Here is a 15087-nt window from a genome sequence, read left to right as displayed (position 1 = left end):
AACTTTGAAAAATAAATTAAAAGCGTTCTTTCAACGCATTATAAACACGATTAAACAGAATAAAATAAAATCAGCAATTGCATTTTCGCTTTTGCTGATTTATTATTTCTCGTTACCCCGAACATTATTTCACGAACCATATTCTACCGTTATCGAAAGTAGAGAAGGAGAATTGTTAGGCGCTAAAATTGCCCGTGACGGACAATGGCGTTTTCCTGCGCAGGATAGTGTTCCGGATAAATTCAAAAAATGCATTGTTTATTTTGAGGACGAATATTTTTATAAACATCCGGGTTTTAATCCGGTTGCAATGGTCAATGCGATTAAACAAAACAGAAAAGCCGGAAAAGTAGTTCGTGGTGGCAGTACGTTAACGCAGCAAGTAATTCGATTATCCAGAAAAGGAAAAAAAAGAACTTATTTTGAAAAAATTATAGAAATCATTCTCGCAACGCGGCTAGAATTAGGATATTCTAAAGATGAAATTTTAGAGTTATATGCAGCACATGCACCTTTTGGTGGAAATGTTGTTGGACTTGAAATGGCTTCGTGGCGTTATTTCGGATTAAAATCAAGTCAATTGTCTTGGGCAGAAAGTGCAACTTTGGCTGTTTTACCAAATGCGCCCAGTTTAATTTATCCCGGAAAAAATCAGATTAAATTATTAGATAAACGAAACAGGCTTTTACTGAAATTAAATCAACAAGGAATTATTGATCAGCAAACGTATGAACTTTCGGTAGATGAACCATTGCCTCAAAAACCTTATAATTTGCCTCAATTAGCGCCTCATTTATTGCAACGCGTAGCAGGAAATCAAGAAGGAACGAGAGTAAAAACGACAATTGATTTTGCTTTACAAAACAGAGTCAATCAAATTGCGAAATATTATTACAATCAATACAAGCAAAACGAAGTTAACAATCTGGCAATTTTGGTAATTGATGTTGCTAACAGAAATGTAATGAGTTATGTTGGAAATTCGCCAACAGATAAAGATCATCAAAAAGATGTAGATATTATCGATGCACCAAGAAGTACCGGAAGTATCTTAAAACCTTTATTATATGCCGCAATGCTCGATGATGGCGAACTTTTGCCAAATACTTTGGTGGCAGACGTTCCAACTCAAATAGCAGGTTATACGCCTCAAAATTTTAATCTAACTTTTGATGGAGCTGTTCCGGCACACAGAGCTTTATCACGCTCATTAAATATTCCGGCAGTTTTGATGTTGCAGGATTTTGGTGTGAATAAATTTTATGAAGAATTACAAAAGTTTCAATTAAGAGACGTTTCCAAATCACCGGATCATTACGGATTGTCACTCATTTTGGGTGGGGCCGAAAGTAATTTGTGGGATTTATGCCGAACCTATTCCAATCTTTCTTCTACAGTAAATTATTTTAATAAAAGCAACGGAAAATACAGAACAAAAGAATTTGCAGAGCTCAATTATGAAAATGATTTCAATCCCGATTTTGGAGACGAAAGTGATCAGAAGAATATTTTGGGCGCAGGTTCTATTTGGTTAACATATAACGCCATGGAAGAAGTAAATAGGCCGGAAGGCGACGAAGCATGGAAATTTTATGACAGTTCGCTAAAAATTGCCTGGAAAACCGGAACCAGTTTTGGTAATCGCGACGCTTGGGCAATTGGAACAAATTCGAGATATGTGGTTGGAATTTGGGTTGGAAATGCAACCGGAGAAGGAAGACCAACATTAACTGGTGTAACCAGCGCAGCACCAATTTTGTTTGATGTTTTTAATTTATTACCAAGACAAAGGTGGTTTCAAACTCCGTATAAAGATTTAGATGAGGTAGAAGTTTGTAAATTAAGCGGATACCTGGCTAAGGAAGGGTGCCCTAAAATAAAACAATGGGTAACTAAAAAAGGAAAAACAACTGCAATTTGTCCGTATCATAAAATGGTACATTTAGATCAAACAGAGAAATTTCAGGTAAATAGCAGTTGTGAAAGTGTCGAAAATATCGTTACTAAAAACTGGTTTGTTCTGCCCCCGGTTATGGCTTGGTATTATAAAAGTAAACACATAGAATACTTGCCTTTGCCACCATTTAGAGAAAATTGCGCAGGCACACAAACCGCTTCTATGGATTTTATTTATCCGAAAGCAAATAGCAAAATCTATCTGACCAAAAATTTCAATAGTGAAATACAGCCGGTGATTTTTAAAGTTGCCTATTCACAAAGAGAAAATAAACTGTTTTGGTATGTTGATAATGTTTATAAAGGCGAAACAAAAGTTTTTCATGAAAAACCAATTGTAATGAGTGCCGGGTCTCATTATATTACTGTTGTTGATGAATTTGGAAATGAAATAAGACGAAAAGTAGAGATTATCAGGGAATAAACTTTTTATAAAAACGAATGCCCTAGCCCAGATAGGAGCGGTATCCTTTTTATTTTTCTTTAAAAATTAAAAGATACAAGCGGATAGCTGGAAATAGCTCCTGATCAATTCTAAAAACTAGAAATGAGATTGCTTTGTTCCTCGCAATTCTCCATAAAAAAACCGCCAATCTTTCGAGAGGCGGTTTTTATTTATTCTGAAATAACATTTCCTTTTTTATCGTAGAAATGATATTCTAAGTACGTGTAAGCGTCACGAGGTATGATTTTCACCCATTTCTTATGTTCAAAAAACCATTTTGAACGTAATGATGGAAAACCTTTACTGAGGTATGCAGCCACAAATGGGTGTGTATTAAGCACAACTTTATTGTGGGTTTTTAAAATTCTTTCTAAATCAGAAGTGATTTTATCAATGATTAAAATTGGCGCTTCAATTTCGCCATGTTCATTGTTCGGATCTTCTTCTCTGGTTTTAATGTTAACTTCTGGTCTTACGCGTTGTCTTGTAATTTGAACCAAGCCAAATTTACTAGGTGGTAAGATTTTATGCTTTGCTTTATCGTCGCTCATTTCTTCTCGCAAGAAGTCGAACAAAACCTTCCTGTTTTCAGGATTAGACATATCGATAAAATCAACTACGATTATTCCGCCCATATCACGCAAACGAAGTTGTCTGGCAATTTCAGCGGCAGCAATCATATTTACTTCCATGGCTGTGTCTTCCTGATTAGTGGCCTTATTAGAACGGTTTCCACTATTTACGTCTATAACGTGAAGAGCTTCAGTGTGTTCAATAATAAGATATGCGCCTTTGCTCATAGAAACCGTTCTTCCAAATGAAGTTTTGATTTGTCTCTCTATATTGTATTTCTCGAAAATTGGAGTGTCATTTGATTGATAAAACTTAACAATCGATTGTTTTGAAGGTGCAATTTCTTGCAGATATTCCTTCGTTTGGTGGAACAACTCTTCGTCATCTATTTGAATACCACTAAAGGTATCATTAAAAACATCTCGAAGTATTGATGAAGCTCTGTTAAGTTCTCCTAATACTTTTGATGGATGATGAGCAGTTGGTAATTTTTTACACATTGCAGTCCATCTGCCAAGCAGGTTCTGCAAATCTTTTTCTAATTCGGCTACGTTTTTGCCTTCGGCTACTGTGCGAACAATAACACCAAATCCTTTAGGTTTGATCGATAGAACAAGTTTTTTTAGACGATCCTTTTCCTTTTTGTCTTCTATTTTTTGAGAAATAGAAACGCGGTCAGAAAACGGAACGAGAACAATAAATCTTCCTGCCAGTGAAAGCTCAGCGCTTATCCTTGGACCTTTGGTAGATATAGGTTCTTTTACAACTTGAACTAAAACAGATTGATTGGCACTTAAAATATCAGTAATGATGCCATCTTTGTCAATCTCTTTTTCAAACTGAAAGGTTTTTAGGGAGAAATCTTTTATTTTACCTGCGCTTACAAGTTTTATGAATTTCAGTTGAGAAGCTAAGTTAGGTCCTAAATCATGATAATGTAAAAAAGCGTCTTTTTCGAAGCCTACATTTACAAAAGCAGCATTAAGTCCGGCAACTGGTTTTCGTATTTTGGCAATAAAAATATCACCAACCTGAAAGTTGCTTTTCTCTTCTTCTTTGTGTAATTCAATTAGTTTTCCATCTTTTAATAAGGCAAAATCTACGGCTTCAGAACTAGATCTAATGATTAATTCTTTATTCACACTGTAAATTTTTATCTGTTTTTTCAGAAAATAGAATATTAGAGAGAAGAGCATAGATTAAAAAAATCTAAAATCTAAAATCCAAAATCTAAAATCTTATCTACAGATGGATTAAACAATATTTTTTAACAGGTATTGAACCCGGGGAAAAGAAGATTAGTAGAGAATTGAGCATAGAAAATAGATTTTGTCTATATTCTTTTTTCTTTTCTCTCTTTCGTCTTTTTTTCAATTTCAATGAACGTTTAAAAAGAAAAAAGTAGTTTAAAACTACTTTTTCTTTTTGTGACGGTTAGCTCTCGCTCTTTTCTTACGTTTGTGAGTAGCTACCTTATGTCTCTTTCTTTTTTTACCACTTGGCATATCGTGTCGATTTTATAATTAATTAATAGTATTATTTTGCTTCGTTATTCGTTTTAACTCCTTCTACAAATACTTTTGCAGGTTTAAAAGCAGGAATGTTGTGTGCAGGAATTTTGATAGTGGTGTTTTTAGAAATGTTTCTTCCTGTTTTCTCAGCTCTGGTCTTTACGATGAAACTACCAAAACCTCTTAGGTATACATTGTCTCCAGTTTCCAATGAAGTTTTAACTTCTTCCATAAAAGTTTCAACTGTTGCTTGAACATCTCCTTTTTCAAGACCTAATTTCTCTGAAATTTTCGCTACGATATCTGCTTTCGTCATTTTCTTTCCTATTTTATTTTTTATAAATGATGTACTATTTTTTTGAGTTTGCAAATATAGGAATTAAAAAAATAATTAATCAAGCTAATTCGTTAAATTTTAATTACATAAACATTTACTTTTGTTTTCTAAGAATTTTTCTATGGATTTTCATAACATATTGGTAAATTGGTATTTACAAAACAAGCGTGATTTGCCGTGGCGAAATACGGTCGATCCTTACCATATTTGGCTCTCAGAAATTATGCTGCAGCAAACAAGAGTTGCGCAAGGAATGCCTTATTTTTTTGCTTTTACAAAGGAATTTCCTACTGTATTTGATTTGGCAAATGCTTCAGAAGAGCAGGTTTTGAAACTTTGGCAGGGTTTAGGGTATTATTCTCGTGCCAGAAATTTGCATAAAACGGCTCAATATGTCGCAAATGAGCTCAACGGAATTTTTCCTCCTAATTATAAAGAGCTGCTAAAATTAAAAGGTGTTGGTGAATATACAGCTGCTGCTATTGCTTCTTTTTCTTATAATGAAGCGGTTCCTGTTGTTGATGGCAATGTATTTAGGGTGCTTTCTCGATATTTTGGAATTGAATCGGATATTATGTTGCCCGCGACAAAAAAAGAGTTCACAGAACTGGCTTATGAATTAATGCCAAAAGATAATCCTGCTATCTTTAATCAGGCTATAATGGAATTTGGTGCGTTGCAATGCGTTCCTAAAAGCCCTAATTGCTCTATTTGTGTTTTTAATGAAAGTTGTGTGGCTTTGCAGAAAAAGAAAGTTGATGTTTTGCCTGTTAAATCTAAAAAGCTAAAAATCACCAATCGGTTTTTTAATTATTTGATATTAAATGATGCTTTGGATAATACCGTAATTCAGAAAAGAACTACAAAAGGGATCTGGCATAATTTATATGAATTTCCACTTCTTGAAACAGAGAAAATTGTTGATTTTGATTTTATTTCAAATCAGGTTCAAAACAATATTTTTCCTTCCTATACTATATTAGGTATAGAAGAATGTAGCGAAGCGACTGTAATTCATAAGCTTTCACATCAACATCTTCACATCCAATTTTGGAAGATTAAGGTCGCAGAAATAATTGAAAATGGTTTGATTACCAGTGATTTAAAAACGTTTCCGTTTCCGGTTGCAATTTATAATTTTATTGAAAAGCAAGAATTAAATTGCTAAAAAAATGTATCTTTGGGATAAATACCACAAATAAAATTATGAACGGAACATTAAATAAGGTAATGCTAATTGGCCATTTAGGTGATGATGTGAAGATGCATTATTTCGATGGCGGAAACTGCATAGGGCGGTTTCAATTAGCTACAAACGAAATTTATATTAACAAAACAACTAACGAAAAAATATCATCAACAGAATGGCATAATTTAGTTGTGCGCAACAAAGCAGCCGAAATTTGCGAAAAATATCTCTCTAAAGGTGATAAAATATATGTTGAAGGCCGTATAAAATCACGTCAGTGGCAAGCCGAAGACGGAACTACGAAGTATACGACAGAAATTCAGGTTACGGAGTTTACTTTCTTGACTACCAAAAAAGAAATAGCAAGTCATAAACAAAATCACGAATCAGAATCCGCAAAAAACACTAACTTTGATGCGAATAACGAAGACTTACCAATTAATGATTTGCCTTTTTGATTGTTTAACTAATCTTTTTTGATTTGGACCCGGAGCCCAGTTTATTTTTATCTTATAATTTAGACACCAATTTAATTGTTGGTTTTGTCGGAATATTTATTTTACTTTTCTTATCGGCAATAGTTTCAGGTGCCGAAGTTGCACTTTTTTCCTTATCACAAAAAGATATCGACGATACATTACAAGAAAATCATTCAAAAGGAAAAATTATTTCCAATCTTTTAGATAAACCCAAAAAACTCTTAGCTACCTTATTAGTAGCCAATAATTTTTTAAACATTGGCGTGGTCATATTGTTCTCTTTTATAGGACGAAATATTTTTGCAGGTGTAAGTTCTCCAGCATTCAAATTTATATTAGAAGTTACGCTGGTAACATTTCTGATTTTATTATTTGGAGAAGTTTTGCCTAAAGTTTACGCGAGTAGAAACAATACGAAATTTGCAAAATGGGTGGCATATCCAATAGCATTTTTAGATCAATTACTATCGCCAATAAGTTTGCCTATGCGCAGTGTTACGCTATATTTGCATAATAAATTGGGCAAGCAAAAAAACAATTTTTCAATAAATCAACTTTCGCAAGCGCTGGAACTTACAGATTCTGAAGGAACATCGAGCGAAGAACAAAAAATATTAGAAGGAATTGTTTCTTTTGGAAACACAGATACAAAGCAAGTTATGAGTCCGAGGATTGATATTTTTGCTTTAGAAATATCAGAATCATTTGCCGGGATTTATCCTAAAATAATCGACAAAGGATTTTCAAGAATTCCCGTTTATCGTGATAATATAGACCAGATAGAAGGCGTTTTGTTTGTTAAGGATTTATTGCCGCATATTGATAAAAAAGAATTCGACTGGACATCTTTACTAAGAGAACCGTTTTTTGTTCCGGAGAATAAAAAATTAGACAATTTACTGAAGGATTTTCAGAGTCTTAAAAGCCATTTAGCGATTGTAGTTGATGAATATGGCGGAACATCAGGTTTGGTTTCTTTAGAAGATGTTATTGAAGAAATCGTGGGTGATATTAGTGATGAGTTCGATGACGAAAATTTGAATTATTCTCAAATAGACGAAAAAAACTTTTTGTTTGAAGGGAAAATTAATTTAAAGGATTTCTACAGAATTGTAGATGTAAATGAAGATATATTTGAATCTCATAAAGGAGAAGCCGAAACATTGGCAGGTTTTATTTTAGAGATTCTGGGTAATTTCCCTAAAAAAGATCAAAAAATAGCGTTTGAAAACTGTGTATTCACTATAGAAACAGTCGATAAAAAGCGCGTAAAACAAATAAAAGTAACATTAGAATAAAATGCTTAAAAGAATAATTTCAGTAGCAACAATTTTATTAACCTTAACTGTTGTAAGTTGTAAAGATGATGTGTTGCCTAAACCAACAAGTTTTTTGCGTTTAGATTATCCTGAAGCAAAATATGCAAATTTCGAAAACAATTGTCCGTTTACTTTTGAAATGAATGAAACCGCGACTATTAAAGGCGAAAAAGATTGCGGATTTGCGATTACTTATCCAAAAATGAAAGCAACCATTTACCTGACATATAAACCCGTAAACGGTGATATCGAAAAACTACTTAAAGATGCTCAAAAATTAACTTACGAGCATGTTATAAAAGCAGATGATATATTAGAACAACCTTATTTAAACCCTCAAAAAAAGGTTTACGGAATGTTTTACCAAGTTGATGGAAACGCCGCTACAAACTCTCAATTTTATGTAACTGATAGTACAAAACATTTCATAACAGGATCAGTTTATTTTTATGCTAAACCTAATTTTGATTCGATTATGCCGGCTGCAAGTTATATCAAAAATGATATGCAGCGAATTATGGAAACGTTGAAGTGGAAATAATTAGAATATTAAACATAAAAAAAGCGTTCAAAATTAAATGAACGCTTTTTTTATGTTTAATGGTTTCGATTACGATTTCATATTCGAAACTTTATATGTTTTTCCGTCTCCCGTTTCCTGAACAACTTTAGTCAATTTTTCAGGATTTTGAATCGTTTTGTCAAATGTTACAGTAGCCGTTTTTTTGTCAAAATCAACAGCAGCTTTTTCTACACCTTCAAGATCAGATAATTCTTGTTCGATCGTTTTTGCGCAACCAACAGCACAAGTCATTCCTTCGATTGTAAAACTTGCAGTTTGTACATTTTCAGGAGCAATTGGTTTGTGTTCTTTCGGAATACTTGCTTCGGCAGTTGCCGGAGCCAAAGTTTCAACAGTGTTTTTCTTGCAGCTTACGAATACTAAACCTGCTATTGCTAACGAAGCTATGATTTTTGTAAATTTCATTATATCTGTGTTTTAAGATTGTTCATGATGTTGTTCGCAAAATTAATAAAAAACGAAAGGATAGTTCGTAAAATTATTACAAATTTGCAGTTAAAATACTCTCTATGGATGCAAAACAATTGAAGTGGTTTTATTTATTTTTACTTTCGCTGATTTGGGGAAGTTCTTTTATTTTAATTAAAAGAGGATTAGTTGGTTTAACAGCTATTCAGGTTGGTTCGCTCCGAATTATTTTTGCAGCCTTGTTTTTACTCATTGTAGGGTTTTCAAGCTTAAAGAAAATTTCGCGCCGCCAATGGAAATTTGTTGCTTTAACTTCGATTTTCGGAACCTTTATTCCCGCTTTCTTTTTCGCTATTGCCGAAACTCAGGTTGATAGTTCTATTGTGGCGATTTTAAATTCACTTACGCCATTAAATACATTGGTTTTAGGAATACTTATTTTTGGAATCCAGTTTCAGAAAAGACAGGTTTTAGGAGTTTTTATCGGATTGATTGGTTGTTTGTTATTGGTTTTTAGCGGCGCGTCAAATCATCCGGGACAAAATTATTATTATGTTATTTTGGTAGTTATTGCAACTATTTGTTATGCAATAAATGTAAATTTAATCAAGAAATATTTGTCTGATTTAAATTCGTTAAGTATTACAACAGGAAACTTTACTGTTTTGCTTATTCCTGCGCTAATCATTTTAAGTACAACAGATTTTACACAACGAATAAATTTAGAAGCAACACAACATTCGGTTTTGTTTGTAATGATTTTAGGTGTCTTAGGAACCGGAATTGCGAATGTTTTATTTTTTAAATTGATACAAATGTCTTCGCCTGTATTCGCAACGTCGGTAACGTATTTAATTCCGATAGTGGCCTTTTTCTGGGGATTATTAGATAATGAAATGCTTACACCAGTTCAGTTTTTTGGAGCATTTGTTATTTTGATTGGAGTTTATTTATCGGCTAAGAAATAAATAGTTATTAAGGTTTAGCTCAGCCTGACAAAGCTAAACTCGCAGAGCGTGTCATTTCGAGGAACGAGAAATCACATCCAGAGATCAACGAACCGTAAATCCGTTATGTATTTACTTCGTCTGTTTGACATAACTTGAGTTTGGTTTCTCGAAATGGCAAACTGTGTTTGAAAATATTATTTGTAGTTATTTTCGTTCTTTTTAGGTATCTTCGTGATCCTAACTGTTCAATTATGATTTTCGAAATAAACTTTTGCCCGTGCAATATGGTGGCGGTATTGGAAACAACCGTAACGCTGAACAGCGTAGGACACCTAAAATGTGCGGGCTTCATATTTTCCTAACTGTTCCAAATTATGAGTACAAACAATCTTTCAAAAGAAACAGAATTGAAGTTAAATGATTTTTTCAATAATTCAATTGATCCAAAACTTCTGGCAAAAACAATTCGAAAAGTAAATTACATACTTGCTTTAAGTATAATGCGGGAATGTGAAACCATGGAAATCGAAAAAATAAGTCTTCAGGATGGTTTTTATTGGCTGAATGAATTAGCAGAAATTCTGAATCCTTATTTGGATGTTGAATGATTAAAACAAGAAAGGCTGTCGATTACGACAGCCTTTCTTGTTTTTACAGATATTGTATTTTTATTGTAAAGGATTACGGTTTGTTGCTCTCTGGATGTGATTTCTCGTTCCTCGAAATGACACAGATTACGCCAGAAAACCAATGTGCAAACAAAAAACCTTAGTATCTAAGCAACTTAGAACCTCAGAACCTTAAAAAAACCTTTGCACCTCTGAGCCTCCAAGCCTTTGAACCTCTTTTAAAGAAAATCCTTCTCAGTAACTCCTTCATTAATTTTTATGTCAGACATTTTAATATCTAATTCAAAACCTGCATTTTGTATAAGATTAAAAGGGACTTTTACGCCTTTTACCTCTTTATAATCATTAAAATAAGTAGTTTGCGTAGTCGATTGTCCGCTTTGTTCCTTTATTTTAGTTTCGGCAACTTTTAGACCCGATTTTACATCGTAATAATAAATAGTTTTGCCATCTTTTATAGAATACGCGTCGTTGCCATTTATTGATTCAATTCCTTCAACTTTTAAATCAGTTCTTTTGCTTAATTGTAATTCTTCAAAAGGAGCTGCGTTTGCTTTCATTTCGGCTAAAGCTTCACCTTCTAAGTTTTTACGTTGACCTTGTTGTTCAACATAAGCACCTTTGTCGTTTACAACTTGTTTCATTAAAGCCATACTTCCCATAGAAAGTGAAACCATCATTTTTCCTTTTGAATCTAATTTTGAAACAAAAGTTAATGGAGTAGGAGCTTGCGGAATTGTTGTAGATCCGTTCATAGCCAACGTTTTTACAGTCGAAACTGCTTTTTCGCCACCAATTGCTTTAAGATAGTTTTCAAAAACACTTTTTGCAGTAACTCCTGCCGGAGTTTCTTTTTTAGAAACAGGCTTGTCAACAGGATTTCCGTATTTATCAAAATAGAAAATCGGAATTTGTAGTTTTTCTAAACCATCAATTACTTCAGAACCTTTTCCAACGATTACGATTCGCATATTATCCAACAAGAAATATTTGTTCGATACGCGGTAAATATCATCAATAGAAACATTGTTTATCGTTTGAATGTATTTTTCGTAAAAATCAGCAGGAAGTTTTTCTGTTTCGATGTTTAAGGCATAACGTGCCACAGCTTGCGGTTTTTCAACTTGCATTACAAATCTTCCAATGTAACCTGCTTTTACGTTTTTTAATACATCTTCAGAAACTTTTTCAGTTCTGATTCGTTTTATTTCTTTTACAAATTCTGTTACGGCGCTATCGGTTACGGCATTTCTAACAGCCGAAGTAGCTTTGAATTTCGTTATGTATTTTCCGCTTCCAATATTAGAATTTGCGCCATAAGTCCACGCATGTTGTTCGCGTAAATTCATATTCAGATAACTGTTAAAATCACCTCCTAAAATTTGATTAGCAATTACAGCAGGGAAAAAATCAGGATCGCTCATTTTTAAATTTACTGTATTTACCAAAGAAATTTCAGATTGAACTGCGTTTGGAACATCAACAAAATCAATTTGAAGTTTAGAAACATTTTGCGGATCAGGATACGTATTTTTTGGAGCAGTTTGTTTTTTCCAATTTCCAAAAAGTTTTTCTACGGCAGCTTTTGTTTCTTTAAATTTAATATCTCCAATAATCACTAAATAAGCATTTTCGGGAACAAAATAAGTAGCATAATTTGCCTGAACATCAGCAAGAGTTACATTTTTTATGGTTTCTTCAGAAATATATTCTCCAGATGGATGATTTTTTCCAAATGTCAAAACATCAACCACACGATTAGCAATAGCAGGAACGCTTTTTTCATCGGCTTTAAGCCCTTCGATTAATTTAGCTTTTTCCTTTTCAAATTCTACTTCGGTAAAATTAGGCTGCAACGAACCTTCGGCTAAAAGTTCTAAAACGCGTCCCGAGTATTTTGAAAGTGCACTTGCATAAGCGCCTTGAGATGTAAAGTTTATGCTCGCTCCGTAAAAGTCAATTTCTTCATTAAAAGCCTCTTTGGGAGTTTTTTTGGTTCCGTTTCCAATCAAACTGCTTGTTAATTCATCAACGCCTTTTTTATTTCCTTCTGTAAAAGGAGCATTGTCTAAAGTAAGATTAAAACTTACTCGTGGTAATTTATGATTTTCGACTACCAAAACTTTCATGCCATTTGCCAAAACAAAAGTTTGTGGTTTTTTGATATTGACAACGGGCGAATTTCCTGGTTTTGGTTGTGGACGATCTTGTGCTTGCATAATTCCAGTTAGGAATAAAAGGATTAAAACTGAGTGTATTTTTTTCATGATTCGATATTCTTAGTTTTGAACTTTCTTTGAAGGAATATAATCTAAAATTAAACGCTGATTAGGGTTTAAATACTTTTTGGCAACTTCTCTAATCTCTTCTCTTGTAATAGAATGATACAGGTCAATTTCAGTATTAATAAGATTTACGTCTCCATAAAGTAAATAATAAGAAGCTAAATTTTCAGCAATTCCTTCAACACTTGCATTTGCGTTGACAAAATTATTGTCGAATTTATTTTGTAATTTTTCATAATCTTTTTCAGAAATCAAGTCGGTTTGAATTTTTACAATTTCCTCGTCCATTTCTTTTAAGATGTCATTTGTGGTGTAACTTCCCATTGGCAGGCCATACAAAATGTACATTCCGTAATCTTCCTGACTAAAACCAACAGCGCCAATTTGAAGTGCCATTTTTTTGTCGTCAACTATTTTTTTGTACAATTTCGAACTTTTTCCATCACTTAAATAAGAAGAGATTAAATCTAAAACTCTCGCATCTCTTGTTTTCATTGATGGAGTTCTGTACGAAGCAACGATCATCGGAATCTGAATGTTCGGATCTTCATAAGTCGCTTTTATAGTTTGCGTAATTGGTTCTTCTGTAAAAGTTTGTTTTTTTACAACTTCACCTTTCGGAATTGATCCGAAATATTTCTGAATCCATTCTTTTGTTTTTGTTTTTTCAAAATCACCGGCAACAACTAAAACAGCATTATTTGGTGTATAGAATTTTTTATTAAAAGCCTGGAATTCTTCAAGAGTTGCAGCATCCAAATCTTTCATTGAACCAATTGTTGTCCAGCGATAAGGATGATTTTTGAACATGTTTTTCTTCACCTCAGGAAGAATATTTCCGTAAGGCTGATTGTCGTAACGAGTTCTTTTTTCTTCTTTTACAACTTCATTTTGTGTATCGACTCCAATTTTATTAATAATTGGATGCATCAATCGTTCAGATTCCATCCATAAACCTAATTCAAGGCTGTTTGATGGAAAAACTTCATAGTAATACGTTCTGTCATCAGATGTATTAGCGTTGTTTACTCCGCCATTCGCCGTAACGATTTTCATCCATTCGCCACGTTTTATATTTTGAGTTCCTTCGAATAATAAATGTTCAAAAAAGTGAGCAAATCCCGTTCGGTCCGGACGTTCGTCTTTTGAGCCTACATGGTACATTACAGATGTTATGACAACCGGAGCAGAAGTATCGTTATGCAGGATAACATGCATTCCGTTGTCTAAATTGTATTCTTCAAAAGCTACTTTTTGAGCATGAGCTACTCCGCCAAGCATTAATGCAGCACCTAACATCATTATTGAGTTTTTCATAAAGATTAATAATTTTTGTTACCTATATATTATAGGTAGTCAAGAGTTGATTATAGTTACATCAAAAATACCTTTTTTTAATTACGATTTAAGGATTCGTATTTGTTTTGATAATACTTTAACAATCTTTTACGGCTAAAACGTTTTAAGAAAGGAGCAAAATACCTTGAAAAACAGACTTTAAACAGAAATAAATATTTTTGAAATTAGAGATTGCACAGTAAATTATTAATTGTATATTTGCAACCTTAAAAATCAATAAATCAATTTGGTATGTATGCAATCGTAGAGATAGCAGGGCAACAATTCAAAGTAAGCAAAGACTTAAAGGTTTATGTTCACCGTTTGGCTAATGAAGAAGGTTCAAAAATTTCTTTTGACAAAGTTCTTTTATTAGACGATAATGGAAACGTAACTTTAGGCGCCCCAGCTATAGAAGGTGCTTCAGTAGAAGCTAAAGTGTTACAACACTTAAAAGGAGATAAAGTTATCGTTTTCAAAAAGAAAAGAAGAAAAGGATACAAAAAGAGAAATGGTCACAGACAATATCTTACTCAAATTGTAATTGAAGGTATTACTGCAGCAGGCGGAACTAAAAAAGCAGCAGCTAAAAAAGCAGTTGTAGCAGAAGATGCTCCAGCTACTGAAGTAGAAGCAGCTCCAAAAGCAAAAAAAGCAGCAGCTCCAAAAGCAAAAAAAGAAGCTACTAAAGAATAATAACAATATTTAAACTCATACGTCATGGCTCACAAGAAAGGTGTCGGTAGTTCGAAGAATGGTAGAGAATCAGAATCAAAACGTTTAGGCGTTAAGATTTTTGGAGGTCAAGCTGCTATTGCTGGAAACATTATCGTTAGACAAAGAGGTTCAAAACATAATCCAGGTGAAAACGTTTACATCAGTAAAGATCACACACTACACGCAAGAGTAGCTGGAGTTGTTAAGTTCCAAAAGAAAAGAGATAACAAATCTTATGTATCTATCCTTCCATTCGAAGCATAATCATTAGATTACTTATTACAAAACCCGTTCGCGAAAGTGAACGGGTTTTTTGTTTATGGGCATTGTTATTTTGAATTTATGCGGTTGCTTGTGTCATTTCGACG

Annotated in this window: 14 protein-coding genes; 9 read left to right on the top strand and 5 right to left on the bottom strand. The window is 33.4% G+C overall.

Annotated elements, in window-relative coordinates:
• Positions 1-4: 4 nt before the first annotated feature.
• A complete protein-coding gene (gene pbpC / locus GKZ86_RS02570) occupies positions 5-2380 on the top strand; it encodes a penicillin-binding protein 1C (protein ID WP_154781548.1) in 2376 nt (791 codons plus the stop codon).
• Between the two features lie 191 nt (positions 2381-2571).
• Here the strand turns inward: pbpC and GKZ86_RS02565 are convergent, their stop codons facing one another.
• Positions 2572-4116 (bottom strand): Rne/Rng family ribonuclease, encoded by a 1545-nt coding sequence (locus tag GKZ86_RS02565; RefSeq protein ID WP_194632426.1) that lies wholly within the window; start codon positions 4114-4116, stop codon positions 2572-2574.
• A 394-nt stretch (positions 4117-4510) separates the two neighbouring features.
• On the bottom strand, positions 4511-4825 hold the full coding sequence (locus GKZ86_RS02560; RefSeq protein WP_262710974.1) for an HU family DNA-binding protein: 315 nt from the start codon (positions 4823-4825) through the stop codon (positions 4511-4513).
• A gap of 118 nt (positions 4826-4943) precedes the next feature.
• Between GKZ86_RS02560 and mutY the strand changes: the two genes are divergently transcribed.
• From mutY to gldD, 4 genes are read left to right on the top strand one after another with little or no spacing between them, the layout of a single operon-like run.
• Positions 4944-5990, top strand: a complete 1047-nt coding sequence (gene mutY, locus GKZ86_RS02555; RefSeq protein ID WP_154781546.1) for an A/G-specific adenine glycosylase — start codon at positions 4944-4946, stop codon at positions 5988-5990.
• A gap of 38 nt (positions 5991-6028) precedes the next feature.
• Positions 6029-6469, top strand: coding sequence for a single-stranded DNA-binding protein (locus GKZ86_RS02550; RefSeq protein ID WP_154781545.1), 441 nt, complete (start codon positions 6029-6031; stop codon positions 6467-6469).
• A 23-nt stretch (positions 6470-6492) separates the two neighbouring features.
• Positions 6493-7788: a gliding motility-associated protein GldE gene (locus GKZ86_RS02545; protein ID WP_154781544.1), complete on the top strand. Its 1296-nt coding sequence runs from the start codon at positions 6493-6495 to the stop codon at positions 7786-7788.
• Between the two features lies 1 nt (position 7789).
• The gene (gene gldD, locus GKZ86_RS02540) at positions 7790-8350 is read left to right on the top strand and encodes a gliding motility lipoprotein GldD (protein ID WP_154781543.1); all 561 of its coding nucleotides are present in this window, start codon (positions 7790-7792) and stop codon (positions 8348-8350) included.
• Between the two features lie 69 nt (positions 8351-8419).
• Here gldD and GKZ86_RS02535 read toward each other — a convergent pair whose 3' ends face one another.
• Positions 8420-8797, bottom strand: coding sequence for a heavy-metal-associated domain-containing protein (locus GKZ86_RS02535; RefSeq protein WP_154781542.1), 378 nt, complete (start codon positions 8795-8797; stop codon positions 8420-8422).
• A 104-nt stretch (positions 8798-8901) separates the two neighbouring features.
• On the opposite strand from GKZ86_RS02535, the gene GKZ86_RS02530 reads away from it, so the two are divergent.
• On the top strand, positions 8902-9768 hold the full coding sequence (locus GKZ86_RS02530; RefSeq protein WP_154781541.1) for a DMT family transporter: 867 nt from the start codon (positions 8902-8904) through the stop codon (positions 9766-9768).
• 356 nt (positions 9769-10124) lie between these two features.
• A complete protein-coding gene (locus GKZ86_RS02525) occupies positions 10125-10358 on the top strand; it encodes a hypothetical protein (protein ID WP_154781540.1) in 234 nt (77 codons plus the stop codon).
• A gap of 239 nt (positions 10359-10597) precedes the next feature.
• Here the strand turns inward: GKZ86_RS02525 and GKZ86_RS02520 are convergent, their stop codons facing one another.
• Both GKZ86_RS02520 and GKZ86_RS02515 read right to left on the bottom strand, forming a co-directional pair.
• The gene (locus GKZ86_RS02520) at positions 10598-12646 is read right to left on the bottom strand and encodes a pitrilysin family protein (RefSeq protein ID WP_194632425.1); all 2049 of its coding nucleotides are present in this window, start codon (positions 12644-12646) and stop codon (positions 10598-10600) included.
• Positions 12647-12658: 12 nt separating this feature from the next.
• Positions 12659-13981, bottom strand: a complete 1323-nt coding sequence (locus GKZ86_RS02515; RefSeq protein ID WP_154781539.1) for a pitrilysin family protein — start codon at positions 13979-13981, stop codon at positions 12659-12661.
• Between the two features lie 273 nt (positions 13982-14254).
• Between GKZ86_RS02515 and rplU the strand changes: the two genes are divergently transcribed.
• Together rplU and rpmA are read left to right on the top strand one after the other, a co-directional pair.
• The gene (rplU, locus tag GKZ86_RS02510) at positions 14255-14698 is read left to right on the top strand and encodes a 50S ribosomal protein L21 (RefSeq protein ID WP_154781538.1); all 444 of its coding nucleotides are present in this window, start codon (positions 14255-14257) and stop codon (positions 14696-14698) included.
• Between the two features lie 24 nt (positions 14699-14722).
• Positions 14723-14983, top strand: coding sequence for a 50S ribosomal protein L27 (rpmA, locus tag GKZ86_RS02505; protein WP_035685981.1), 261 nt, complete (start codon positions 14723-14725; stop codon positions 14981-14983).
• Positions 14984-15087 lie beyond the last annotated feature (104 nt).

Source organism: Flavobacterium sp. LC2016-13 (assembly GCF_009707955.1).
Taxonomy (GTDB): Bacteria; Bacteroidota; Bacteroidia; order Flavobacteriales; family Flavobacteriaceae; genus Flavobacterium.
Note: the sequence above shows the minus strand (reverse complement) of the source record. Positions and strands in the feature narration are given on the sequence as shown.